This is a genomic window from Achromobacter xylosoxidans A8 (assembly GCF_000165835.1).
GTDB classification, from domain to species: domain Bacteria; phylum Pseudomonadota; class Gammaproteobacteria; order Burkholderiales; family Burkholderiaceae_B; genus Achromobacter; species Achromobacter xylosoxidans_B.
On sequence record NC_014640.1, the window covers coordinates 2,633,892 to 2,658,599 of the forward strand.

Annotated in this window: 22 protein-coding genes; 9 read left to right on the forward strand and 13 right to left on the reverse strand. The window is 67.3% G+C overall.

Going from position 1 to position 24,708, the window contains the following annotated elements; translation table 11 throughout:
• The first annotated feature begins 45 nt into the window (after nt 1–45).
• On the forward strand, nt 46–1,041 hold the full coding sequence (locus AXYL_RS12360) for a Bug family tripartite tricarboxylate transporter substrate binding protein (protein WP_013393128.1): 996 nt from the start codon (nt 46–48) through the stop codon (nt 1,039–1,041).
• A 287-nt stretch (nt 1,042–1,328) separates the two neighbouring features.
• A complete protein-coding gene (pdeR, locus tag AXYL_RS12365) occupies nt 1,329–3,326 on the forward strand; it encodes a cyclic di-GMP phosphodiesterase (RefSeq protein WP_013393129.1) in 1,998 nt (665 codons plus the stop codon).
• Between the two features lie 24 nt (nt 3,327–3,350).
• On the opposite strand, the gene AXYL_RS12370 is transcribed toward pdeR, so the two are convergent.
• Nucleotides 3,351–4,235 carry a crotonase/enoyl-CoA hydratase family protein gene (locus AXYL_RS12370; RefSeq protein ID WP_013393130.1) on the reverse strand — a complete coding sequence of 295 codons (885 nt, stop codon included), beginning with the start codon at nt 4,233–4,235 and terminating at the stop codon, nt 3,351–3,353.
• 134 nt (nt 4,236–4,369) lie between these two features.
• Between AXYL_RS12370 and AXYL_RS35070 the strand changes: the two genes are divergently transcribed.
• A complete protein-coding gene (locus AXYL_RS35070; RefSeq protein ID WP_158307665.1) occupies nt 4,370–4,513 on the forward strand; it encodes a hypothetical protein in 144 nt (47 codons plus the stop codon).
• Between the two features lie 68 nt (nt 4,514–4,581).
• Here the strand turns inward: AXYL_RS35070 and AXYL_RS12375 are convergent, their stop codons facing one another.
• Nucleotides 4,582–5,325: an SDR family oxidoreductase gene (locus tag AXYL_RS12375; RefSeq protein WP_013393131.1), complete on the reverse strand. Its 744-nt coding sequence runs from the start codon at nt 5,323–5,325 to the stop codon at nt 4,582–4,584.
• 116 nt (nt 5,326–5,441) lie between these two features.
• Here AXYL_RS12375 and AXYL_RS12380 point away from each other — a divergent pair, with 116 nt between their 5' ends.
• Complete coding sequence (locus AXYL_RS12380) at nt 5,442–6,353, forward strand: LysR family transcriptional regulator (protein ID WP_013393132.1); 912 nt, start codon at nt 5,442–5,444, stop codon at nt 6,351–6,353.
• Here AXYL_RS12380 and AXYL_RS12385 read toward each other — a convergent pair.
• The 4 genes from AXYL_RS12385 to AXYL_RS12400 form a co-directional block, all read right to left on the reverse strand.
• Nucleotides 6,332–7,726 (reverse strand): GntP family permease, encoded by a 1,395-nt coding sequence (locus AXYL_RS12385; RefSeq protein ID WP_013393133.1) that lies wholly within the window; start codon nt 7,724–7,726, stop codon nt 6,332–6,334. The genes AXYL_RS12380 and AXYL_RS12385 overlap by 22 nt on opposite strands.
• 91 nt (nt 7,727–7,817) lie before the next feature.
• On the reverse strand, nt 7,818–8,627 hold the full coding sequence (locus AXYL_RS12390; protein WP_013393134.1) for an aminoglycoside phosphotransferase family protein: 810 nt from the start codon (nt 8,625–8,627) through the stop codon (nt 7,818–7,820).
• A 28-nt stretch (nt 8,628–8,655) separates the two neighbouring features.
• Nucleotides 8,656–9,945 carry an MFS transporter gene (locus tag AXYL_RS12395; protein ID WP_013393135.1) on the reverse strand — a complete coding sequence of 430 codons (1,290 nt, stop codon included), beginning with the start codon at nt 9,943–9,945 and terminating at the stop codon, nt 8,656–8,658.
• 8 nt (nt 9,946–9,953) lie between these two features.
• Complete coding sequence (locus tag AXYL_RS12400) at nt 9,954–11,381, reverse strand: amidase (protein WP_013393136.1); 1,428 nt, start codon at nt 11,379–11,381, stop codon at nt 9,954–9,956.
• A gap of 123 nt (nt 11,382–11,504) precedes the next feature.
• On the opposite strand from AXYL_RS12400, the gene gcvA reads away from it, so the two are divergent.
• Nucleotides 11,505–12,392, forward strand: a complete 888-nt coding sequence (gene gcvA / locus AXYL_RS12405; RefSeq protein WP_013393137.1) for a transcriptional regulator GcvA — start codon at nt 11,505–11,507, stop codon at nt 12,390–12,392.
• 34 nt (nt 12,393–12,426) lie between these two features.
• On the opposite strand, the gene AXYL_RS12410 is transcribed toward gcvA, so the two are convergent.
• Entirely contained in the window at nt 12,427–12,867 is a 441-nt protein-coding gene (locus tag AXYL_RS12410) for an NUDIX hydrolase (protein WP_013393138.1), read from the reverse strand.
• A 150-nt stretch (nt 12,868–13,017) separates the two neighbouring features.
• On the opposite strand from AXYL_RS12410, the gene AXYL_RS12415 reads away from it, so the two are divergent.
• From AXYL_RS12415 to AXYL_RS12430, 4 genes are all read left to right on the forward strand, one after another.
• A complete protein-coding gene (locus AXYL_RS12415) occupies nt 13,018–13,893 on the forward strand; it encodes a LysR family transcriptional regulator (RefSeq protein WP_013393139.1) in 876 nt (291 codons plus the stop codon).
• Between the two features lie 131 nt (nt 13,894–14,024).
• The gene (locus tag AXYL_RS12420; RefSeq protein ID WP_013393140.1) at nt 14,025–14,810 is read left to right on the forward strand and encodes an aldolase; all 786 of its coding nucleotides are present in this window, start codon (nt 14,025–14,027) and stop codon (nt 14,808–14,810) included.
• 45 nt (nt 14,811–14,855) lie between these two features.
• Nucleotides 14,856–16,193, forward strand: coding sequence for an MFS transporter (locus AXYL_RS12425; RefSeq protein WP_013393141.1), 1,338 nt, complete (start codon nt 14,856–14,858; stop codon nt 16,191–16,193).
• On the forward strand, nt 16,190–16,783 hold the full coding sequence (locus AXYL_RS12430) for a 2-hydroxychromene-2-carboxylate isomerase (RefSeq protein ID WP_013393142.1): 594 nt from the start codon (nt 16,190–16,192) through the stop codon (nt 16,781–16,783). Before AXYL_RS12425 ends, AXYL_RS12430 begins: the two co-directional genes overlap by 4 nt.
• A gap of 35 nt (nt 16,784–16,818) precedes the next feature.
• Here the strand turns inward: AXYL_RS12430 and AXYL_RS12435 are convergent, their stop codons facing one another.
• The 6 genes from AXYL_RS12435 to AXYL_RS12460 all read right to left on the reverse strand — a co-directional run bounded on the left by AXYL_RS12435 (nt 16,819) and on the right by AXYL_RS12460 (nt 24,707).
• The gene (locus tag AXYL_RS12435) at nt 16,819–18,555 is read right to left on the reverse strand and encodes an HAL/PAL/TAL family ammonia-lyase (RefSeq protein WP_013393143.1); all 1,737 of its coding nucleotides are present in this window, start codon (nt 18,553–18,555) and stop codon (nt 16,819–16,821) included.
• A gap of 85 nt (nt 18,556–18,640) precedes the next feature.
• Nucleotides 18,641–19,732 (reverse strand): MBL fold metallo-hydrolase, encoded by a 1,092-nt coding sequence (locus AXYL_RS12440; RefSeq protein ID WP_013393144.1) that lies wholly within the window; start codon nt 19,730–19,732, stop codon nt 18,641–18,643.
• Nucleotides 19,725–21,065 (reverse strand): MFS transporter, encoded by a 1,341-nt coding sequence (locus AXYL_RS12445; RefSeq protein ID WP_013393145.1) that lies wholly within the window; start codon nt 21,063–21,065, stop codon nt 19,725–19,727. Before AXYL_RS12445 ends, AXYL_RS12440 begins: the two co-directional genes overlap by 8 nt.
• A 66-nt stretch (nt 21,066–21,131) precedes the next feature.
• Nucleotides 21,132–22,295: an acyl-CoA dehydrogenase family protein gene (locus AXYL_RS12450; RefSeq protein ID WP_013393146.1), complete on the reverse strand. Its 1,164-nt coding sequence runs from the start codon at nt 22,293–22,295 to the stop codon at nt 21,132–21,134.
• Nucleotides 22,296–22,305: 10 nt separating this feature from the next.
• The gene (locus AXYL_RS12455; RefSeq protein ID WP_013393147.1) at nt 22,306–23,508 is read right to left on the reverse strand and encodes an acyl-CoA dehydrogenase family protein; all 1,203 of its coding nucleotides are present in this window, start codon (nt 23,506–23,508) and stop codon (nt 22,306–22,308) included.
• An 11-nt stretch (nt 23,509–23,519) separates the two neighbouring features.
• A complete protein-coding gene (locus AXYL_RS12460) occupies nt 23,520–24,707 on the reverse strand; it encodes a CaiB/BaiF CoA transferase family protein (RefSeq protein WP_041653376.1) in 1,188 nt (395 codons plus the stop codon).
• Nucleotide 24,708: the final 1 nt, after the last annotated feature.

The window sequence follows — 24,708 nt, forward strand, 5'->3', positions numbered from 1 at the left end:
CGGGCGTCCGTTTCATTCCTATACCCATCCCGGCAGGAGACCTACATGTCAGACCTGCGTCTGCGGCCGCGCCGCGCCGTGTTGTTTTCCCTGCTGGCCTTGTGCGCCGGCGTTTCCGCTCCCGCCCTGGCCGCCGACGCCTACCCCGACAAGCCCATCCGCATGATCGTGCCGTACCCGCCCGGCGGCGCGACCGACGTGATCGGCCGCGTGCTGGCGCAGGAACTGACCGGCGCGCTCGGCCAGTCGGTGATCGTGGAGAACCGCGCCGGCGCCGCCGGCAACATCGGCGCCGATCAGGTGGCCAAGGCGCAGCCCGACGGCTACACGCTGCTGATGGGCGCGCTGACCAGCCATTCCATCAACGCCGCGCTGTATCGCGGCCGCGTCACCTACGACGTGGAGAAGAGCTTCGCACCGGTTTCCATCGTCGGCACGGTGCCGCTGGTGTTCGTGGTGAACCCGTCGGTGCAGGCGAAAACGCTGGCCGAATTCATCGCGCTGGCCAAGTCCAAGCCCGGCTACATCACCATGGGTTCGGCCGGCAACGGCTCGCCCCAGCATCTGGCCGCTGAAATGTTCAAGCGCACCGCCGGCGTGGAAGTGCTGCACGTGCCCTACAAGGGTAGCGGTCCGGCCATGACCGACCTGATGGGCGGGCAGGTGCTCAGCATGATCGAAACCGTGCCCGCGGCGCAGGGCAGCATCAAGGCCGGCAAGCTGCGCGCGCTGGCGGTGACGTCGGCTGCGCGCGTGGACGCGCTGCCGGATGTGCCGACGGCGGCCGAGGCGGGCCTGAAGGATTTCGAGGTCAGTTCGATGTTCGGCATCGTGGCGCCTGCCAATACCCCGGCGCCCGTGATTGAACGCCTGAATAGCGAGCTGAAGAAAATCTTGGCCAAGCCCGAGGTCAAGGCCTCTCTGCTGAACCAGGGCGCCATCGCTACCTGGACCACGCCGGCCGACGCCGGCGCCCGCGTCTCGGCCGAACTGGCCCGCTGGACCAAAGTCATCGACGACGCAGGCGTGAAGGGGGACTAAACCTCCCAAGGTTGCGGCTTTACGTCATACGCCGGAAGTTCCGCCTGGAACTCCCGGCGATTTTGTTTGCGCGCGCGGTCGCGAAAGACGCAACAAGGCTTGCGTGTCAAGTACGCAAGACGCACTGAAAAAGCTGCACATGCAAAGTTTTGCGCTATGAACCACCAATGGGGACGCAATAAACCGCAACAAAGGCTGCGCGAGATTGTATACAGTGGTTGACCCCGAATAGACTAGGCCGTAATGTACTTTGCGGGCCTTCCCAGGGCGGCAGAAGGGGGATAACAATGACAGACGACCAGGACGAGAAGTCGATTCTGTACACGCATTTCGGAACGCACAGTCCTTATTGGCGCCTGTCCGCCGATAGCGACGCGTTCGAACTCGCAGCGGTCAAGGGCGCGGCCAACATCGCGATGGCGCTGCGTCCGGAACAGGCCGAGACGATACGCAGCCTGACCGGCATCACTTCCAGCGTGCGCATCGACATCGCGCTGTACGGCGACATGCTGCGGCTCCATCTGGTGGGCCGCAAGATCAATCCGAATGAATGGGCGGGCACCGCATCCGCGCATTCCGATACCGAATCCGTGGCCAAGGATCTGGTCGAGGGCCTGTCCTTCGCCGAGACCGTGGTGTCCGAGGCCAACTCGGTCATTGTCATCGTCGACCAGAACGGCCGGGTGCAACGCTTCAACAAGCTCAGCGAGGAATACACCGGCAAGCGCGAGCAGGACATCATCGGCCGCAGCGTGTTCGAAATGTTCATGACGCGCGAAGAGGCGATCGCCTCGCGCCGCAATATCGCCGAGTTCTACAAGCGCGGGCAGTCCTACGAGGCCGAGCGCCTCATCAATACGGTCAAGGGACCGCGCCTCTTCCTGTTCCGCAACAAGTTCGTCACCAGCGGCAGCGGCGAAAAGCGCGTCTACCTGATCTGCTCGGGCACTGACATCACCGAGGAACGCCAGGCACAGGAGCGCCTGCGGGTGTTGGCCAACACCGACATGCTGACCAACCTGCCCAACCGCCACGCGATCACGACGCGCTTGAAGGCGGCGCTGGCGGCGGGCCAGGATGGGCGGGGCGGCGTGCTGTTCCTGGACCTGGACAATTTCAAGCGCATCAACGACCACTACGGCCACGGCTTCGGCGACCGCCTGCTCAAGTCGGTGGCGGTTGCGATCTCGTCCTGCCTGTCCGAAGGCCAGACCCTGGCGCGGCTGGGCGGCGACGAATTCATCGTGCTGCACGAAGCCGCCCAGACCTGGGAGCTGGAGGCCACCGCGCAGCGCATCATCGAGCGCCTGCGCGAGCCTTTCCGCCAGGGGCTGATCGAGGTCTATACCAGCTGCTCCATCGGCATCGCCATGTATCCCGAGCACGGCGCCGACCTGGACAGCGTGGTGCGCAGCGCCGACATCGCCATGTATGTGGCCAAGGAAGCGGGGCGCCATACTTACCGCGTGTTCCAGCCCGAGATGGACCGCCGCAACGCGGACTACGTCTGGCTGGACACCAATCTGCGCAAGGCCCTGGCCGAAGACCACCTGATGCTGTACTACCAGCCCAAGCTGGCGGGGCGCAACGGCGAGGTCGACGGGGTCGAAGCCCTGGTGCGCTGGCGCTCGCCGGAGCGCGGCATGGTCGGCCCCAACGTCTTCATTCCCTATGCCGAGGAATCGGGCCTGATCTCGCCGCTAGGCGTGTGGGTCATGCGCGAAGCGGCCCGGCAGGCCGCTGCCTGGAAGCGCGACGGCCTGAACATCCGCATCGCCATCAACGTGTCGGCGCGGCAGTTGAACGACAAGGGCGTGGTCAGCGACTTCATGCGCGCCATCAACGACGCCAGCCTGGATCCCTGCCTGCTGGACATCGAATTGACGGAAAGCTGCCTGATCGACGACGAAGGCGCCGCCATCGAACTGATCAAGCAATTCCGGCAACTGGGCGCGCGCGTCCATCTGGACGATTTCGGCACCGGCTATTCGTCGTTGTCGCAGCTCGCCCGCATTCCGCTGGACGCGATCAAGCTGGACGCCAGCTTCGTGCGCGGCGTCAACGAGAACCCGGTGTCGCAGGCGCTGGCGCGCGCCATCGTCGCCGTGGCGCGCACGCTGGAGCTGAAGGTGATCGCCGAGGGCGTGGAAACGACCGAAGAGGCCGTGTTCGTCGACACCCTGGGCGTGGACGCCAAACAGGGCTACCTGTATGCCAAGCCCATGCCTGCGGCGGAGTTCACCGCCTGGCTGGCCCAGCGCCGCCGGCTGCATCTTATTGCCTGACGCAGCCGGTAGCGCCTTACCGCATCAATGCATGGTGGCTTCCAGCGCGGACTCCGCGCTGGAAGAACTGCGGCGGTTCTGCGCCATCACCAGGCGCTCCATGTAGGCGCGGTCCTTCGGGTCGATCGAGAACGCGGCTTCGACCCAATCCTCGGTAATGTCCATCAGCTCCGAACGCGGCAGGCTCAGCACGCGCTGGCGCGCGCGCAACATGGCGCGCATGCCGTTGAGCTTGGGCCGCATCACGTCGATGAAGGTGCGGGTGGCCTTGTAGGCGTCGCCCGGCTCGAACAGCACATCGACCAGGCCCCTGCCATGGAACCATTCGGCGGTGTGCGATTCGCCCGTGCTGATCAGTTCTTCCGCCAGCTTCATGCCCGAGCGCCGCGCCACCAGCGAGTAGCCGCCCATGCCGGGGAAGAGGTTGAACGCCATTTCAGGAAAGCCCATGCGGGCGGTGTTCTGCGCCAGCACGAAGTGGTGGGCCAGCGCAGCCTCGAAGCCACCGCCCAGGGCGGTGCCTTCGATCATCGCCAGCGAAATCGCGCCGGTGTCGAAGCCGCGGGTGGCGGCATGCACGCAATCCACGCAAGCCCGGGCGTACGCCCGCAGCGCTTCGCGCTTGCCGGTGCGTATGGCTTCCGCGAAGAAATTCAGATCGCCACCCACGTTGTAGATCTGAGGGACGAGCGAGCCGGTGACCCAGAAGTCGATGGGCAGGCCGGAGTCCTTGGCGGCGCGCGCCAGGGTCATGATCTCGTCGATCAGTTCATGGTTGAAGCACGGACGCGGTTGAGCGCGAAGCATCATCCACATGACCCGGCGTCCCTCCTCATAAAACGCCGAGAGCTGCTTCAGGTTGCCCGCGGCGGTGAAGGGGTGGCAATCCGGATGAATGAGTTGATTCATTTACTTTCGTCCAATTGATCAAGGTGAGTCGGAGTACTACGGGGTCAGCCTAATACAGACCTTCCGGCTTCCGTCTCATGCAAACCTCGTCCAGCTGGCCAGACTTGTCCGTAAGTCAAAGGCCCGAGTGATCAGTGGAGAAAAGCAATCAGCGCGCGCGGCCGCTCAACCCATCAGGCGATGGCGGCATGGGTAAAACGGATGAGGGATACACGCAAATTCGCGGCGATCCGGGCGATGCGCCGCGCGCGCGCCTGCGGCTGCGCGCTCATGCGTAGGGATGAGGGATGGCGCGGCCGGACGGCCGCGCGCGGGCTTGCGTTCTGCGGTTTTGGAATGCGCCGGTTCAGGCGACGCCGCCGTTGGCGCGCAGGATCTGGCCGTTGACCCAGCCGGCGTCGGGGCCTGCCAGGAACGACACCACGTTGGAGATGTCCTCGGGCTGGCCCAGGCGTTCCAGCGGCGGCATCTTGGCGTAGTGCTCGATCAGCTCGGGGCTCTTGCCGTTGAGGAAGAGTTCGGTGGCGACGGGACCGGGCGCCACGGCGTTGACGGTGATGCGGCGTCCGCGCAGTTCCTTGGCGAATACCTGGGTGAGGCTTTCGACCGCTGCCTTGCTGGCGATGTAGACGGAGTAGTTCGGCAGGTTGAGCGCGATGGTGGTACTGGACACGTTGACGATGCTGCCGCCGTCGGCCAGCCGGGTGGCGGCTTCGCGCAGCGTGTTGAAGGTGCCGCGGGTATTGATGCCGAAGGTCTGTTCGTAGAGTTCGTCGCTGGTCTCGGCCAGCGGCACCATCTTCAGGATGCCGGCGCTGTTGACCAGCACGTCGATGCGGCCGAGGCCGGCTTCGACCTGGTCGAACATGGCGCGCACCTCGGCGGCCTGCGACACGTCGGCGCGCACGGCCAGGGCGCGGCCGCCAGCCGCGCGGATTTCATCGGCCAGGGCCTCGGCTTCGGCGGCGCTGGAGGCGTAGTTGATGGCGACGGCGTGGCCGTCGCGCGCCAGGCGGCGGACGATGGCGGCGCCTATGCCGCGCGACCCGCCGGTGACGAGCGCAATGCGTTGCGTGGCCTGGATGTTCATGTGGTATCTCCGGTTGGATAGGGGGGTGAGGCGTATCTTGAACTATTCCAGAAAAAAGATAATTACTCTATATTCGCTAACATAATTTCATTTGTATTAATAATGGGCGACGAAGCATGGATCGGTTCCAGGAAATGCAGGTGTTCGTGCGCATCGCCGAAAGGCGCAGCTTTTCCAAGGCCGCCGAGGATCTGCAGATCCCCCGGCCCACGGTCACCAATCTGGTCAAGCGGATGGAAGCGCGCCTGGGCGCCCGGCTGCTCGAACGGACCACGCGCCAGGTGCGCCTCACGCACGATGGCGAGGCCCATTACCGGCGCTGTGTGCGGCTGCTGGCGGATCTGGAAGAGGCCGATGGAGCCTTTCTGGATACCTCGCCCAAGGGCTTGCTGCGGGTCAATGCGCAGGGCACGCTGGCCCGGTTCTTCGTCATGCCGGGCCTGCCCGCGTTCCTGCAACGCTACCCCGACATCGTGCTGCAGCTGGGCGAGGACGACCGCCTGGTGGATCTGGTGCGCGAAGGGGTGGACTGCGTGCTGCGCACCGGCGCGCTGCAGGACTCGTCGCTGGTCGGGCGCCAGATCGCGCTGATGCCGCAAGTGACGGTGGCCAGCCCGGCCTATCTGGCGCGCTTCGGCGAGCCCCGGCGGCTGGAAGACCTGGAGGGCCATTGCGCGGTGGACTACCTGTCCAGCGCCACGGGGCGCAGCCTGCCGCTGGATTTCATGGTCGATGGGCGCAACGTGCAGATGCGGCCCAGGGCCGTGGTCAGCGTCACCGGCGCGGAACTCTATACCGGCGCGGCGCTGGCCGGCCTGGGCCTGGTGCAGGTGCCGCGCTACCGCGTCGAACGCGAACTGGCGGCGGGTGAATTGAAGATCGTGCTGCCCGACGCGCCGCCCGCGCCCATGCCCGTGTCGGTGCTGTATCCGCAGAACCGCCAGGTATCGGCGCGGGTGCGCGTCTTCACGCAATGGCTGGCGGAGATCATCGCCGCCGGCCTGGCTCAGACGATGCCGGTCAGGTAGTACACCGCAATCGCCAGGAAGACCGATGTGGTCGATATCAAGGTGATGGCGAAGATGTCGCCATAGGACTGGCGGTGCGTCAGGCCGGTGACCGCCAGCAGGGTGATGACCGCGCCGTTGTGCGGCAGCGTGTCCATGCCGCCGCTGGCCATGGCGGCGATCCGGTGCAGCACTTCCATCGGGATGCCCGCCGCGTGAGCGCTGTCGATGAAGGTCTGCGCCATCGCCGCCAGCGCAATGCTCATGCCGCCCGAGGCCGAGCCGGTGATGCCGGCCAGCGAGGTCACGGCCACCGCTTCGCCCACCAGGGGATCGGGGATGGCCTTGAGCGCGTCGGCGACCAGCAGGAAGCCGGGCAGGGCGGCGATGACGCCGCCAAAGCCGTATTCCGCCGCCGTGTTCATCGAAGCCAGCAGCGCGCCGGACACCGCGTTCTTGCTGCCTTCGGCGAAGTGCGCCTTGATGCCGCGGAACGAGAACAGCAGGATGGTGACGATGCCCGCGATCAGCGCGCCCATCACCGCCCACAGCGCCACCTGGTCTTCGGCGTTGACGGGCATGGGCTTGGGCAGGCCAGGCAGCGCGACTTCGGAGCCGGCTGGATACCAGCCCGGAATCCAGCGCGTGAGCAGGTAGTTGGCAACGCCCACCACCACCAGCGGCAGCAGCGCGATCAGCGGATGGTGCTCGCGTTCGTTGGGTGGCGTGACCGGCTCGTTGCGCAGGTCCGTGCCATAGGTCTCGCCGGCGGCGGCCGCGCGTTTGCGCCGCCACTCCAGATAGGCGATGCCGACGCTCAGCGTGAAGCAGGCGCCGATCAGGCCCAGCCAGGGCGCGGCCCAGGTGGTGGTTTCGAAGAAGGTTGTGGGGATGATGTTCTGGATCTGCGGCGTGCCGGGCAGAGCGGTCATGGTGAAGGTGAACGCGCCCAGGGCGATCGCGCCCGGCATCAGTCGCTTCGGGATGCCGCCCTGGCGGAACATCTCGGCCGCGAACGGGTACACCGCGAACACCACCACGAACAGCGACACGCCGCCATAGGTCAGCACCGCGCAGACCAGCACGATGGCCATGATGGCGCGCTCGGCCCCGATCAGGCGCAGCACCGCCTGCACGATGGCGCGCGAAAAGCCCGACAGCTCGATCAGCTTGCCGAACACGGCGCCCAGCAGGAACACGGGAAAGTAGAGTTTGGCGAAGCCCGCCATGCGCTCCATGAAGATGCCCGAGAATACGGGCGCCAGCGCCGACGGGTCGGTCAGCAGCACCGCGCCCATGGCCGCGATGGGTGCGCACAGGATCACGCTGTAGCCGCGATACGCCGCCAGCATCAGAAATGCCAGCGCCGCCACCACGATGAACAATCCGGTCATTCGATACTCCAGGAATGAAGAGATAAGGGGTGGGAACAGGGCCTACACCTTACCGCATGAAACCGGATGTCTTGCTTGCAGCGGCCGGGATTCAGCGTTCCAGCAGCGCCTGTGCCTGGCGCGCGATGTCCAGGTCGATCGTGGCATCCTCGCCGCCGCTCATGAACCAGGCGGCGGATAGCCCGCACCAGGCCAGGATCCATTGCAGCAGCCGGCGGCGTTCCAGGCCCGACTGCGCGACTACCAACTCCAGCCGCCGTTCGAAGCGCCCGGGCGCGATGGCCACGGGTGGAACCGGATCCGCCAGATCCGGGTTGCAGAAGATGTTGGCGTAGTCGAAGGCGCGCTCCCCATGCAGGCGCTTGGGGTCGATGACCAGCCAGCCACGCTCGCCGAAGTCCAGGATGTTGTCATGGTGCACGTCGCCGTGCAGCACCGTCAGGTCGCGCGGACTGTCGAGCAGGGCGCGGGCGTGGCGGGCGCTGTGCGCCAGGATGCCGCCTTGCGCTTGGGCCATGGGCCATAGTTCCTCGAACCATTCCTCCAGTGGGCGCAGCGCGGGCAGAGGCCGGGCGCGCGGCGCATGCAGATCCTTCAGCACGCCGCAGATGATGCGGGTGGCCTCGTCGTCGCGCCCGTTGCGGGCGTATTCGGCCAGCGAGCGCGTGCCCGTGGCCCGCTCCAGCAGGATGGCCTCGCCGTCATGGGCCAGCACCCGCGCGGCGCCCTGGCCGTCCCACCAGCGCATCAGCACGCCGCCTTGTTTCTCGTCTTCTTCGTGCGAGACCTTGAGCATGGCGGGCTGGCCGCGATGCCGCACCGGCAGCAACTGGGCCGCGCGGGTGACGATGGGGGCGCCGTCGGGCAGCAGTTGCCAGCGGGAGAGGTAGGTCTCGAACATGGGGGGGCGGGAAGCGCTTCGGAGGCTCCTATAGTAGTGCGCGGCGCGCGTCCTCCGCCGGCCTGGCCTGCGTAGCGCCTTGGCACGGCAGCAGGCCGGTGACCGCCGCCGCTACCGCATTGCCCGCCGCGCTGGCGATAATGGGCAGCAGGTAGGAACCGCTGAGGTCATAGGCATAGCCAGCCGCCACCGGCCCGATCAAGGTGCCGAACGCCACGCTGGTGTAAAGCGCGCCGATGATGCCGCTGACATGGCGGCCGCCGAAATAATCCATGGCCACCGCCGGCATCAACGCGACCCAGCCGCCGTAGAACGCGCCGAATACCAGGGCGAACAGCGCCAGCGTCCAGAACTGGCCGCAAGCGCCCCACAGCGCCAGCGTTGCGGCCATGCCGGCATACATCGCGGCGAGCGAGGCGCGCCGGCCCATACGGTCGGCCAACGTGCCCAACAGGAACCGGCCCGCCGTGCTGCCCACGCCCACCATGCCCAGCAGCAGCACGGCCAGTCCTGGCGCGATGCCATGATCCAGCGCGTACGGAATGAGATGCACGAAGGGCACGAAGACGCCGAAGGCGCCAGCCATGCTTGCCAGGTACAGCAGGACGAAGACCTTGCTGCGGATGGCGGCGCGCACCGGCACGCCGGCCGGCGCGGATGCCGCCGTTGCGCAAGCAGGCGCGGCGTCGCCGTCGGGCCGCAGGCCGCGGTCCTGCGGCGAGTTCTCCACCCAGAACGCCGCCGCGCAGCCCAGGACCGCCACCACGGCCGCCAGCGCCAGATAGGCGGCGCGCCAGCCCCACAGCGCTATCAGCGCGGAAGCCAGCGGCGGCACCAGCAGCGTGCCCACGCCTATGCCGCTGACGGCCAGCCCCGAGGCCAGCCCGCGCCGGCGCAGGAACCAGCGCTGGACCGCGCCTATCACCGGCACATAGGCGCAGCCCACGCCCAGCCCGACGCCCAGGCCATAAGCCAGGTAGATCTGCATCATGTCCTGTGCGGCGCTGGCGAGCGCCAGCCCCAACGCCACCAGCAGCATGCCTATCCATGCCATGCGGCGCGAGCCATAGCGGTCCGCCAGGGGACCGCTGATCACGCCGAAACCGAAGTAGAGGAAGCCCGCCAGCGAGAACACCAGCGACACCGCGCCGCGCGTGGCGGCGAAGTCGCGCTGCAAGGCTTCGACAAAGGCGCTGAAGGAATAGGCGCTGCCGAAGCCCAGCAAAGTAATGGCGAAGGCCGCGGCCACTACCCGCCAACCGTGGAAGATCCGGCCGGCGGAGGCTGGGGCGGCGCTGTGTTGCGCATGCATGTTCATCGTCGGCCTCACGTCGCTGGCCGGCACAGGTGCCAGTCCGTGGCCGCCTGGAATGCCGCGCCCAGCCGGAACAGCACAGGCTCGCCCAGATGCGCCGCCACCAGTTGCAGCCCCATCGGCATCCCTGCCTGGCACTGGCCGGCGGGCAGCGTCAGGCAGGGATGGCCCGTCATGTCGAACACGCAGGTATAGCGCTGCAGGGCTTCGACCAGTGCGGGCTGCTGGCCCAGCACGCTTACAGCATTCAGGGTCAGCGGCGGCATGGGCTGTACCGGCGTCAGCAGCGCGTCGACCTTGGCGAACAGGGCGTCGACCTGGCCGCGCATGGCCATGCGGCGCAACAGAATGCGCTGGTAGGCCAGGCCCGGCAGCGCGTGGCCCGCCTCGATCACGCCGGCCAGCACCGATCCGTATTCCGCCTTGCGCGAGGGATAGGTGGCGGCGTGTGCAAGGGCCGCTTCCACCGCGCAGAGCGGCGCCCAATCGCGCACGGCCTGCGCGGCGTCATCAGAGGGGAAGCGCAACGGCACCAGGGTCGCGCCCAGCTGGTCGAAAACCTGCATGGCCGCCGTCATCATGCGCTGAGTCTGCGGATCGACCTCGCTGGCGTTCCAGTCTGGATCCACGCCGATCCGCAAGCCGTCAATCGGCGCTTCGGCTTCCTGCGCGTAGCGCGGGACGGGCGCTTGCAGCGCCGTCGGATCCGCCGGGTCGGGGCCGGCGATCGCCTCCAGCAGTACTGCGGCGTCCTGCGCGCTGCGCGCGATGACGCCGGCATGATCCAGCGAAGCAGCAAGTTCGAATACGCCGTGGCGGCTGACGCGGCCCCAGGTGGGCTTGATGCCGGTCAGCCCGGTGGCGGCGCAGGGCCAGCGTATGGAGCCGCCGGTGTCCGACGCGGTCGCGCCAAAGCACAGGCCCGCAGCCGTCGCCACCGCCGATCCGCTGGATGAAATACCGGTCCAGTAGTCCGCATTCCATGGGTTGCGCGGCGGCGCGACGCTCGGGTGGTGATCGGAGTACGCGCCTTCGGTCATCTGCAACTGCCCCAGCAGCACCGCGCCCGCGTCGCGCAGGCGGCGGACCACCGTGGCGTCGTGATCCGCGGGCGTGTCGCGGTGGATGGCGGTGCCGGCGGCGGTCGGTACGCCTTTGCGGCGGAACAGGTCTTTCAGTCCGACGGGCACGCCATGCAGGGGACCGCGATAGTGTCCCTGCCGTATCTCGGTTTCCGCCACCTGCGCCTCTTGCAGTGCGGACGCCGCCGTCACGCAGGCATAGCTGCGCAGCTCGCCGTCCAAGGCCTCGATGCGCCGCAACTGGGCGAGCGTGATCTCTACCGGCGAGACCTCCCCCGACCGGATCAGGGCGGCGAGCGCGAGCAGGCCCAGGTGGTGCGGGCCGGCTGTTTCCTTGATAATTTCCGTATAGTTCATCTATTCTTTATCTGTCTTGGATTCAATAGGAAGTGTTCAAGTTAATTCCTATAATTCTGCAAGACAAACCACGATTTCTATCCTGAATGGATTAGAAAAACTAAATAATTGATTGCAAGCGCCATGACCGCTCCGCGACTCCCTCCGCTTAACGCGCTGCGCGCCTTCGAGGCCGCGGCCCGCCATCTGTCCGTGAAGGATGCGGCACAGGAACTGTGCGTGACGCCCGGCGCAGTCAGCCAGATGATCAAGTCGCTTGAGCAGCATCTGGGCGTGGCCCTGTTCCAGCGCGTGAACCGCGGCATTCAGCTGACGGATGCTGGACACGGGTTTCTGCCGCCGGTGCGCAACGCCTTCCGCCAGATCCTGGCCGCGTCCGCTCGTATTGCCTTGCCTTCAGAGAGCCGCGTACTCACGGTCAGCACCACTGCGTTCTTCGCGTCGGCCTGGCTGGTTCCCCGGTTGCATGACTTCCACGCCCGTCATCCGCAGATCGATCTGCAGATCGTCACCAGCAACGCGCTGGCCGCATTCGGCCGGGACGGCGCGGACATTGCCATCCGCCACGGACTGGGCCGCTACCCGGGGCTGCAAAGCGAACATCTGCTGACCGTCGAGGTCGTGCCAGTCGCGTCGGCCGGTCTGGTGGCGAAATTGGGCATGCCGGCAGGCGCGCTGGATTTGCTGCGCTGGCCGCGGGTACATGACGAGGCGCGCAGCGGCTGGCAACTGTGGTTTGCGGCGCAGGGCCTGGAAGATGTGGGCATGCCAAGGGGGCCCGCGTTCGACGATGGCAGCCTGCTGCTGCAGGCGGTGGCCGCGGGCCAGGGCGCGGGCTTGCTGCCGCTGGCGATGGTGCGGGACGAATTGGCGGCGGGACGCCTGGTCAGGCTGGCCGGCGACGCTTGGCTGGAAGAATTCGGCTATTACCTGGTGTGGCCGGGTCGGGGCGCCATGCCTGGCAAGGCGCAGGTGTTCCGCGACTGGCTGCTGGAAAGCGTGGCGGTTTGAGGAAAGCCGGATCCGCCACCGGCATGCGGCGGCCTTAGAGCGCCGCCGACAGCGCCGCTGCCTTGCGCGCCAGTTCCGCCACGCCGAAGCTGGTCGCGAGCGAGTGCTCGTCCAGTTCTTCCAGCGATACCCAGCGGGCGTCGGCGGCGTCGTCGCCCGCTACCGGTTCGCCCGCTTGCCAGCGGCACAGCACGGCGATCAGGATGAAGTGGCGGCGCAGTGCGCCCGCGTCGTCGCGGTCGTAGACGTCGACGGCGTCGAACACATGCAGCGGCTCGGCGCGCACGCCGGTTTCTTCCAGCAGCTCGCGTGCGGCAGCGGCATGGAGGCTTTCGCCTGCATCGATCTTGCCGCCGGGAAAGGCCCATCGGCCCTGGTCCGGTGGGTTGGCGCGGCGCACCAGCAGCACGCGGCCGTCGCGGACGACTGCGGCGATGGTGGCGGCGATGGGGCGCTGGGGGGAGGGCGCGGTCATGCGTGCTTCCTTTCTATGGCGACGGCCTTGGGTATGTCAGGGTACGCCAAGCGGGTCTTAGCGCAAATCCCCGTAGTGCCGGACGGGTCCCTGGTGCACACTGTCAGCCGCGCCGGCATGAGCGCATCGAATAGGGGGCGGGAGGGCAGCATGGATACACCGGACCGGCAGTTGCGTTATTTCCTGCGCATCGCGGAACTCAAATCGCTATCGCGCGCGGCGGAGGACCTGGATCAGACCCAGTCCGGGCTGAGCCGGCAGTTGGCGGCGCTGGAGGCCCACGTGGGCAAGCCGCTGTTCACCCGCACCGGGCGCGGCGTGGAGCTGACCGAGGCGGGCGCGCGCCTGTTGGATGGCATCCAGCCGGCCTACCGCAACATAGACCGGGTGCTGGAGGCCGTGCGCCAGCGCGAGGGCGTGACGCAGGGGACGGTCCGGCTTGCCACCGTGCATACGCTCAGCTACTACTTCATGGCCGAGGTGGTGGCCAGTTTCGTCAGCAGCCATGAACACGTGAACCTGTCCGTGATGGGCCGCAGTTCGCCCGAGGTGGTGGCGCTGGTGGAAAGCGGCAAGGCCGACGTGGGCTTCGTCTATGACGCGGCGGTGGCGTCGGACAACCTGGCGTCGGCCACGCTGTTCGATGACGACATGTGCCTGATCGTGCGCGGCGACGTGCCACTGCCGGACGACGTCGACCTGGCCGGCATGGATCTGCGGCTGGTGGGCTTCCCGCCGCACTACGCGCTGCGCAAGATGATCCACAGCGCGGGGCTGGAGCCCGAGTTCGCGGCCGAGGCCGAAACCATCGACGCCATGCTCAAGCTGGTGTCCTCGGGCGTGGGCGCCTGCATTCTTCCGTCCCGTATTCCCGACAAGCTGCTGACCGAGTACGGGCTGCGCAAGGTCCGGGTCCGTAGCCCCATCTTGCGGCGCCGCGTGGTCGCGATCACCCTGGCCAACCGGCAACCCCTGCCGCTGGTGCGCGATTTGCTGGCCGTCGCGCACCGCATCGCGGCGCGCTAACCGTCCCGGCGGACTCGAATAGCAGCTATGACCCTGGCTGCATGGCTGTATCGCGGCTGGTTTTCCATACTGTGCATACCTCGCGCGGCGTCCGGTGGCGCTGATGACGCGGGCAATACACAGGGGAAGACATGAGCACCGCATTACGAGAGAAATCCTATTTCGACACCCGCGCCACGCAGGAAATGGCGCGCCACCTGCACGCCGTGCCGCGCAGCATCCAGGAAACCATGGCCTATGCCTGTCGCATCCTGGCCATGACCGAGCAGGAAGCGGGGCTGGCGGGCCAGATCAGCGTGCGTTCGCAGCGGCCGGGGGCCTACTGGACCCTGCGCTTCGGGCTGGGCTTCGACGAAGCCACGCCGGCCGACTTCATCGAGGTGGACCGCGACCTGCACACGCTGACGGGCGAGGGCATGGCCAATCCGGCCACCCGCTTTCACCTGTGGGTGTACGAGGCGCGGCCCGACGTGCAGTCCATCATCCACACGCATTCGCCCTGGGCCTCGGCGCTGGCCGCGGCGCGCCAGCCGCTGGTGATCTCGCAGATGGACATGACGCCGCTGCACGACGACTGCGCGTTCCTGGGCGAATGGCCAGGCGTGCCGATCGCCGACCAGGAAGGCGTGATCATTTCCGGCGCGCTGGGTAAAAAGCGCGCCATCATCCTGGCGCATCACGGCTACCTGACGGCCGGCGTTTCATGCGAAGAGGCGACCTATCTGTCGGTCTACCTGGAGCGCGCGGCGCGCATGCAGATCCGCGCGCAGGCGTTCGGCCCGCTGACGCCGGTGGACGACGCGCTGGCGCGCGAAGCGCACGACTATCTGCTCAAGCCCTCGATCGTCAACGCGACGTTCAACTACTGGGCCCGCCAGACGCACGGCATCGCGCCTTTGCCGCTGCCTGCCGCCTGACACCGCGCAGCCACATTCTTCCAGAACTTTTTTTGGGGAGTCATGATGATGACGACCAAGCCTGCGGCTGCGCGCTCGCGCCGCGATTACGTGACGGCCGGACTGGCCAGCATGATGGGCACCACCATCGAGTGGTACGACTTTTTCCTGTACGGCACCGCTGCCGCGCTGATCTTCAACAAGATCTTCTTTCCGTCCTTCGACCCGCTGACCGGCACGCTGGCCGCGTTCGCCACCTATTCCGTGGGCTTTTTCGCGCGGCCCCTGGGCGGCGTGATCTTCGGCCATTACGGCGACAAGATCGGCCGCAAATCCATGCTGCTGATCACCTTGCTGCTGATGGGCGTGCCCACCATCCTGATCGGGTTGATTCCGTCGTATGAACAGATCGGCTACTGGGCCGCGGTACTGCTGGTGCTGATGCGCTTCCTACAAGGCATTGCGGTGGGCGGCGAATGGGGCGGAGCGGTGCTGATGGCGGTGGAACATGCGCCGGACGGCAAGAAGGGATTCTTTGGCAGCCTGCCGCAGGCCGGGGTGGCGCCGGGCCTGATCCTGTCGTCGCTGGCGATGGGCGCGGTCGCCAGCTTGCCCGAAGCCGACATGCTGGCCTGGGGCTGGCGGCTGCCGTTCCTGGCCAGCGTGATACTGCTGCTGGTAGGTTGGTTCATCCGGGTCAAGGTGGCCGAATCGCCCGACTTCGAACAGATGAAAGAGAAGGGCGCCAAGGTCGAGGTGCCGGTGGCCGAGGTACTGAAGCACCATCGCCGCGCCCTGCTGGTGGTGGTGGGCGCCAGGCTGGCGGAAGTGACCTGGTTCTACACCGTGGTGACCTTTTCGCTGGCCTACGCCACGGGCACCCTGGGCATCGCGCGTTCGGTCATGCTGGACGCCACGATCTGGGGCGCGGCGGTCGCGCTGTTCACCATGCCGCTGTTCGGCATGCTGGGCGACAAGATCGGCCATAAGTGGGTGTTCATGGTCGGTACCCTGGGCATCCTGGCTTGCGCGCCGGTCTTCTTCCATTTGCTGGGCACCCGCGACACCTCGTGGATCATCCTGGCGGTATGCCTGGCGGTCGGCCTGGTCTACGCTTGCCTGTACGGGCCGGAAGGCACCCTGTTCTCCAGCCAGTTCCCGGCCGAGGTGCGCTACACGGGCATTTCGTTGGCGGTGCAGGTATCCGGCGCCATCGGCGGCGGCTTGGCGCCCATCGTGGCGACCTGGCTGCTGGCCAAGGGCGGGGGCGATCCCAGGTATGTGGTGTGGTACCTGAGCATCCTGGGGGTGATCGCCTTGTTCAGCGCCTGGCTGATGCGCAGCGAGGCTCCCGCGGTGGCCGCTCTGCGGGTGCCTGCTCGCGCCGACTTGAGGACGCCATGAAGACTATCGACTATTACTTCTGGATGAACTCCGACTGGGCCTACCTGGGCGCCGACAGGCTGGAGGCGCTGGCCGCGCGCCAGCAGGCCAGGATCCGCTACCTGCCGGTGGACCTGCCCGAGGTCTACGGCCGCACCGGCGGCATCCTGCTGGGCCTGCGCTCGCCCGAGCGCCAGGCCTACCGGGTGACGGAGTTGGCGCGCTGGTGCCGCAAGCTGGATATCCACGTCAACGCGCAGCCGGCATATATGTGTCCGGATGCCGGCCTGGCTTCGCGTCTTGTCATCGCGGCGGACCAGGCCGGCCTGCCGGTGGCGGCGCTGTACAAAGCCATCCTGAAAGCCGAGTGGTGCGACGAACAGGACATCTCGGATGAAGCCACCTTGCGCGCCCTCCTGGAGCGTCAGGGGCTGGATGCCGCGGCGCTGCTGGCCGCGGCGGCCGAACCCGGTATTGAGGCCATCTACCGCCGCAACACTGACGACGCGGTCGCGGCCGGGGTGTTCGGCTCGCCCGCCTACGTGTACCGGGGCGAGCTGTTCTGGGGCCAGGACCGGCTGGAGATGCTGGAAGAGGCCGTGGCCGCATAAGGGAGCGCGGCCGGCCTGCGCGGCATGGACCTGGGTCAGGGCGCCGTCCCTGCACCCGCCGGCTGCTGCTGGCGGGACCGGACCAGAAAATCGGCGGCGATGACGATGTCTGCATCATTGCGGCGATCTTCCGCCATATAGGGAACCTGCTGCCGGAAGTCACGCCGCAGCGCGCCGGTTCCTGCCCCGAGCGCGAAGTCGGGGCGTTTGGCCACGCGCAAATCCACGGCCTGGGCGGCGTGCATCAGTTCTACCGCCAGCAGGGTGGTCAGCCGGTCGATCTGGCCGGCTACCCTGCGGCCCGTGGCTGGCGCGTTGGTTCCCACGTCTTCGATATTGCCGGCCTGGGGTTGCACGTCGGTCGTCATCGGCAGCGCCAGTACCCGTATCTCCGCCGCGAGCGACGACACGGTCTTCTGGATCGGACCATATCCGATCGCGCCATTGCCCGGACTGAGAAACCGCGGGAGCCCCGTGAATGCGGTATCGGTCAACCGAAGCGTGCGCTGCGCCGACAACTGGGCCACCTGGGACAGGGCGACGCCCATGCCCTGCAAGGGCAGCGCCCAGGCGCTGGGGTCGAATCCGGCGTTGGGCATCACGGCGCCGCGGACCGGGCCTTCCGTGACGTAGAACTGCAATTCGTAGGGCTGGGCATGCTCGGCGGGCCTGGCATCCAGCGCCACGGTGGGGTTGTCGTCGGAACTGTTGATCTGCAGTTGCAGCTGCCGCTGCAGCAGCTGCAGCATGTCCCGCGCCGCGCCATGGACCTGGCTCACCGTGCGAAAGCTCAGCGGGTCTTGCAGCGCCCGCTGCGGGTCTCGCTGCCACAGGGAGCTGCCGCGCAACAGCGCAAGTATGTGTTCGGCCGTGCTTACCTGGCCGTCGTAGGGCCGCTGGTTTTGCGACACGGACAGCAGCGGCGCGAGGTTGCCGTCCAGGCCTTCGAGCGACAGCGCAGCGACCGCATCGGCCTGGGAGAGCAGCCTGGCCGCGTCCAGCGCCGCCAGCGATGCGATGGCGGCGCCATAGGCGTTGGAGCTGACGATGGCCAGGGCGTCCTTGCCGAAAGGCTGCACCGGCTCGAGCCCCGCCTGGCGCAATGCCTGCGCCGCAGGCAGGCGCTGGCCGCGGTAGTAGGCCTGGCCTTCACCCATCATCGCCAGCCCGATCTGCGGCAGAATGGTGATGTCGGCCTGCCCGACCGAGCCTTCGCCGAACATCACCGGGGTGATGCCGCGGTTGAGGAATTCGGCGTACTGGCGCAGCACCGCTGGCTGCAATCCGGCGCCGCCGGACAACGCCGTGTTCAGCCGGATGAGCATCGCTGCCCGGGTGACCTCCTGAGGCGCTTCGCTGCCATAGGCGGCGCTGTGCGAACGCAGCAGGTTGCGGTTGAACTGCTCCGACAATTTGCGGACTTCGGGCGAAATCTCTCCGCCCTTGAAAATGGTCTGGTCCTTGTTCAGCCCGACGCCCCGGTTCAGTCCGTACACGGGACGATCCAGCTGCGCATAGGCCAGCAGCAGCCCATAGGAACGTTCTGCCCGCTGCATCGCCTCGTCGGCCAGCGCTACGCCGCAGCCCTGCCTGGCCACGGATTCGATCTGCGCCAGACTGAGCGTACGTCCGTCCAGCTTGACAGGGGTGCAGGCGGCGATGGCGGCCAGAGGGGCGAACATGGCGCCGAGCAGCGCGACGGCGCTTATGGCCAGGTGGATGGTGGGACTGTGTGGACGGGCAGGGGAGAACGGCGAGTTCTGCATGAGCATTGCAACTCCTGGCTTGACGGAAGTAACGGATGCGGCGGCTCCGCGGACCGCCAGGCGGTCCGCGGAGGAAAAGCGCGGTTGCGGGTCAGGGTTGGCGCTGGGGGGCGAGCGGCAGGCGCAGCAGGTCCTGTCCGAGCACTACCGGTCCCTGGAAGGTCTGCCGCGCCTGCAGCCAATGCTCCGCGGGGGCGTCGCCCGGCACCAGGTGCGACAACACCAGCGTCTTGACGCCGGCGCGGGTGGCTACCTCGCCCACCTGCTGCGGCGTGGTGTGGGCCTCCAGCAGTTGCTTGGCCAGCGCCTGCTGGCGCGCGTCCCAGGGTTTGGCGCCGACGATGTGGTCGACCCAGGCCGGGTCGATCGCCTCATGCACCAGGATGTCCGCGCCGCGTGCCAGCTTGATCAGGTTTTCGCTGACCGCCGTATCGCCGGAGAACACCACGGAGCCTGCCTTGGTGTCGAAACGGTAGGCGAAGTTGGGATACACCAGTCCGTGCGGCACCAGGATGGCGCTGACCTTGACGCGTTCGTCCTGCCAGACCGGGAACGGCTCCATCGGCGGGGCCGGTTCGGTGTTGGGATCCTTGACCACGCCGGCTGGAACCTCGATGTCGTGAGCCTGGAAGAACTGCCGGATATCCGGCACGCCTTCGCTACGCACCCGTATGTTCAGATCGGCCGACATGCCGGCGATGACCGATTCGACCAGATCGCGCGTACCCGCGGAAGGATTCTCCGCGTGGATCACGGGGTCGTCCTTCATGCCTGGCGCCAGCGGCGGCAGCGCGCCGCGCCGGCCGGGTCCGTAAATCTGCATCGATGCCTTGGCGCGGCGCCGGGCGCTCGGGTCATACATCAGCAAGTTGGCCAGATCGATGATGTGATCGGTATGCAGGTGCGTCAGGAACACGGCCTGTTCCGTGCCGGGCTTGACGCCGGCGCGGCGCAACTGGCGATAGGCGCCCGAGCCCAGGTCTACGACGTAGGCTTTGCCATCCACCAGCACCGCCGAGGAAATTCCGTGCGGCGAGTCGTCTCCGTACCAGGTCGGGCCGCCGGCCACGCCCAGCAGCACCAGTTCGGCCGCGCCGGGCGGTTCGGCCGCGAGCGGCGCGGAGCAGAGGCCGGCCAGGGCCAGCGCCGCGGCTGCGATCAATGTCTTGCGCGCGTCAAACATGGCGGCCCTGCGGCAGCAGCGTCAGCGCCACCAGCGCGACCACGCAGGCGCCCATCACGTACAGCGCGGGCGCGAACGCCACCCCGGTGGTGTAGGTGATCCAGGTAAGAATGGCCGGCGCGAATCCGCCCAGGACGGTGACCGCCGTGTTGTACGACAGGGACATGCCCGAAGAGCGCACGCTGGTGGGAAACACTTCCGACAGCGCTGCGGGGGCGACGCCCACGTACATGGCCACCATCAGGCAGAACAGCGACTGCACCACGATGAGCGCGCCCTGGGTATGCGTTGCCTTCAGCCACATCATCAGCGGGTAGACGGCGATCAGCAGGATCAGCGCCGCCGCGCGCAGCACGGTGCGGCGGCCGTAGCGGTCCGACAGGGTGCCGGAGAACACGCAGCCGCCGATCAGGAACAGATTGCCCACCAGCGCGGCCAGGAAGGCCTGGGAACTGGTGAAGCCCAGCGATTTCTGCACATAGATGGGCATGAAAATGATGAGCGCATAGGGGCCGACGGCCCACAGCACCGACATGCACAGGCCGGTCAGCAGTTCTTTCGGATAATCCCGAATGACCGCCAGCAGCGGCGCCTTGACGTGGTCGCCCTGGCGCGCCTGGCGCGCCTGTTCCTCGCGGAAATGCGGCGTTTCGTCCAGCGCCCGGCGCATCCACAGGCCCACCGGGGCGATTGCGAGGCCGATGATGAACGGCACGCGCCAGCCCCATTCGCCCACTTGCTGTTCGGTCAGCAGAGTAGTGACCAAGGTCGCCACCAGCGCGCCCAACAGGTTGGAAATCCCCATGCTGGCCTGCAGCCAGGAGGCGTACTGGCCGCGCTTGCCTTCCGGCGCATGCTCGACCAGGAAAGCGGTGGCGCCGCCGACCTCGCCGCCGGCAGAGAAACCCTGCAGCACGCGGCCGCAGACGATCAGCAGGGGGGCGCCCACGCCGATCGCGGCATAAGGCGGCGCCGCCGCGATCAGCAGCGTGCCCACGGCCATCAGCATGATGGTCAGGGTCAGCGCCGCCTTGCGCCCGGCGCGGTCGCCATAGGATCCCAGCACCAGCGCGCCCAGCGGCCGCACCACGAAGCCCAGGCCGAAGGCCAGGAACGAGGCCATCAATTGCACGGTGGGGTCGGCGTTATGGAAAAAGTTCTGCCCGATATAGACGGCGAACAAGGCATAGACGGTGAAGTCGTACCATTCGAGGGCATTGCCCGCCGATGCCGCAATCACCGCCTTGCGGCCGCTGCGCTCATGCGCCGCAGCCTGATGTGCCGGACGGCCGGGTGGAGCGCCGGCTCCTGGATTGATCGTGATGTCTTTCATTGCTTTCCCCTGGAATCATGCGCGCTTGGAGCACGCTCTGAAAAAAATGCAGAATGGACCGCTGCCCTAGGGGCGCGCGGTGGTGGCTGGTTGCCATGCCTGCTGGCCTCGCGCCAGCCGCGCCAGATGGTGCTGGCGCGAACCGAACATGGCTTCGATCACGGTGACCCGCTTGAAATGCGCGCCGACCTGCAACTCTTCGGTCATGCCGATGCCGCCGTGCAGCTGGATGGCGCCCTGGCCGACAATGCGGGCCGACTTGCCTACCTGGGCCTTGGCCATGGAGAGCAGCCGGTCCGCTTCGGGCAGGGCTTCCGCCAGCGCCATGTTGGCGGCCAGCGTCAGCGAACGCGCTTCTTCGAGCGCCGTGTACATGTCCACCTGCCGGTGCTGCAAGGCCTGGAAGTTTCCGATGGGACGGCCGAACTGGCGCCGGACCTTCAGGTACTCCAGCGTGGCATCGTGCATGGCCTGCATCGCGCCCAGGGCTTCGCCGCAAAGCGCGCCGATCGCGTGCGCGTACAGGTCGTCCAGCACCGCGGCGCCTTCGCCCGGACGGCCCAGGACCGCGCCGGCATCCACCCGCAAGCCGTCGAATGACAGATGCGAGGCATGGCCGCCGTCCAGCCTGCGGAACGGCCGCTGCGCCAGGCCGGCGGCGGCGGCCGGGACCAGGAATAGGGTGATGCCGTCGCGCGCGGCGGCGTCGCCTTGCGTGCGTGCGGACACCATGAATGCCTGCGCGCCTGGCGCGTCGAACACCATGCGCTTGGCGCCGTCCAACACGTACTCGGCGCCGTCCCGCCGCGCCCGCGAGCTCACCGCGTAGCGATTCTCGTGGGAGTCTTCTTCGCGGTGCGCCAGCGCCATCCGGTAGTCGCCCGATGCCAACGGACCCAGGCAGGCGTCGCGCTGCGCGGGCGTGCCATGCCGCAGCAGGCATCCGGCGCCCAGCACGGCGGTCGACAGATAGGGTTCGCCGGCCAGCGCCTTGCCCAGCGCCTCCATGATGATCATGGTTTCCACCGGTCCGCCGCCGATGCCGCCGTTTTCTTCCGGCAGCGGCAGCGCCAGCCAACCCAGGTCGGCCATCAATTTCCAATCCTCTGGCGCATGGCCGGCGGCGCTGGCGATCAGGCGGCGCCGACGTTCGAAGTCGCCATGTTCGCGGGCGTAGGTTTCGGCGCTTTCATGCAGCATGCGCTGCAGTTCGTTGAACGAAAAATCCATGGTAGGTCTCCTACAATCCCAGCACGTGCTTGGCCAGGATGTTGCGCTGGATCTCGTTCGAGCCGCCCCAGATCGTCACCTTGCGCAAATTGAAGTACAGCGGGCCCGCCGCTGCCGCGAAATCCGGGCCCAGCGCGTCCGGGTCCGCGCTCAAGCCGTCCAGCAGCGCCTCGTCCAGCGCCAGCGCGTCTTCCCCGAGGCAATCCATCGCCAGTTCGCTGATGGCCTGTTCGATTTCGGTCCCGCGTATCTTCAGGATCGAGGCGGCGCTGCCAGGACTCTGCCCGGCATTCATGGCGCTCAGGAAGCGCAGTTCGGTGTATTCCAGCGCGCACAGCTGCGTTTCCAGGTCGGCCACGCGCAAGCGCAGCGCCGGGTCGTCCAGGCGAGTCCCGCCCATGCCGTCCGGCAGTCGCCGCGCCACGCCCTTGACGCGCGCCAACAGGCGCTTGGAGCGGGCCACGCCAGAGATCACGAAGCGCTCGTGTTCCAGCAGGAACTTGCCGTAGGACCAGCCTGTGCCTTCGCCGCCCACCAGCTGGGATGCCGGCACCCGGACGTTGTCGAAGAACACTTCGTTGACTTCGGCGTCGCCATCCAGCATGCGTATCGGCCGCTGGCTGATGCCGGGCGAGCGCAGGTCCAGCAACAGGAAGGAGATGCCTTGCTGCGGCCGCTCCTCCTTGCTGGTGCGCACCAGGGCGAACATCCAATCCGCCCATTGCGCCCAGGTGGTCCAGATCTTGGAGCCGTTGACGATATAGTCGTCGCCATCGCGCACGGCTGTCGTGCGCAGCGACGCCAGGTCGGACCCCGACCCGGGTTCCGAATATCCCTGGCACCACCAGTCGTGGTTGGCCAGGATGCGCGGCAGGAAACGGGCTTTCTGCGCCTCGTTGCCGTAGGTGTAGATCACCGGCCCGACCATGTTGACGCCAAACTGCACCAGCGGCGGACAGGGCTGCGCGCCGTACTCCTGCTGGAACAGGTATTTCTGCACTGCGCTCCAGCCGGGACCGCCATACTGTTCCGGCCAGTTCACCGCATACCAGCCGCGCGCCGCCAGGATGTCCTGCCAGCGGGTGTAGTCGCTGCGCGCAAGGCGCAGGCCCAGTTCGACTTTGCGCCGGATGTCGGCCGGCAAGTGGGCGGCGATGAAATCGCGCACCTCGCAGCGGAAGCGTTCTTCTTCCGCGCTGAACCGCATTTCCATTCCCATGCTCCTCAGATCACACCGGCCGCGCGCAGGCCATCTATCGCCGCGGCATCCATTCCCAACACATCCGCAAGGACGGCAGCGCTGTGCTGCCCCAGCGCCGGCGCGGTGGCCAGCCTGCCGCGCCGCATTCCCGAGAAATGCACCGGCTGCTCCACCAAAGCCGTCTCGCCCAGGACGGGATGGGGCGCGCGCGTGGTCAGCTGGCGCACCTGGGCCTGCTCGCTGTCGACTGCCTGCGCGGTGTCCTGGATGGGCGCGGCGGGCACGCCGGCGCGCGTCATGGCCGCCACGGCTTCCTGCACGCTCAACGTCATGCTCCAGGCTTCGATCAGCGGACGCAGTTCGGCGTCATGGCGGCTGCGTTCGCTATCGGTACGAAAGCGCGGATCGGCCGGCAGCTCGGGGCGGCCGATGGTGTCCGCGACCGCCTGGAACAGCTTGTCGTTCGCCGCCGCGATCACCAGATGACCGTCGTTCGCGGCGTAGGCGCCAAACGGCGAGCTCAGCGGATGCCGGTTGCCGACGCGCACGGGCGCCGCGCCGCCGAACAGATACTGCGCCAGCGCCGTGGGCTGCATGGCCAGTAGCGAATCGAACATGGCGACGTCCACATGGCGGCCTTGCCCGCCGCGTTCGCGGTCATACAGCGCAGCCACCACGCCCCAGGCGGCGAACATGCCTGCGCAGATATCGCCCACCGATTCGCCGATCAGGGTGGGCGCGCCTTGCGCCTCGCCGGTCAGGCTCATCAGCCCGCTCATGGCCTGGGCCACCACGTCGTACGAAGGGCGGGTGGCATTCGGGCCGTTTTGCCCGAAGCCGGAGATGCTGCAATACACCAGGCGCGGGAACAGCTCGGAAAGCTCGGCGTAGCCGATACCCAGTTTGTCGGCCACGCCAGGCTTGAAGTTCTCGATGAGTACATCGCTCCTGGCGGCCAGTTCGCGCGCGATGCGTCGGCCTTCGTCCATCTTCAGGTCCAGCCGGATGCTCTTCTTGCCCCGGTTATTGAGGATGAAGTTGGTGCTTTCGCCTTGCACCATGCGTCCCATGTGGCGCTGGTCATCGCCTTGGGGCGGTTCGACCTTGATGACCTCGGCGCCCAGGTCGGCCAGCATGGCCGTGCAGTACGGCCCCGCCAGCACCCGCGTGAAGTCCAGCACGCGCACCCCTTCAAGCATCTTTCTGTCCATG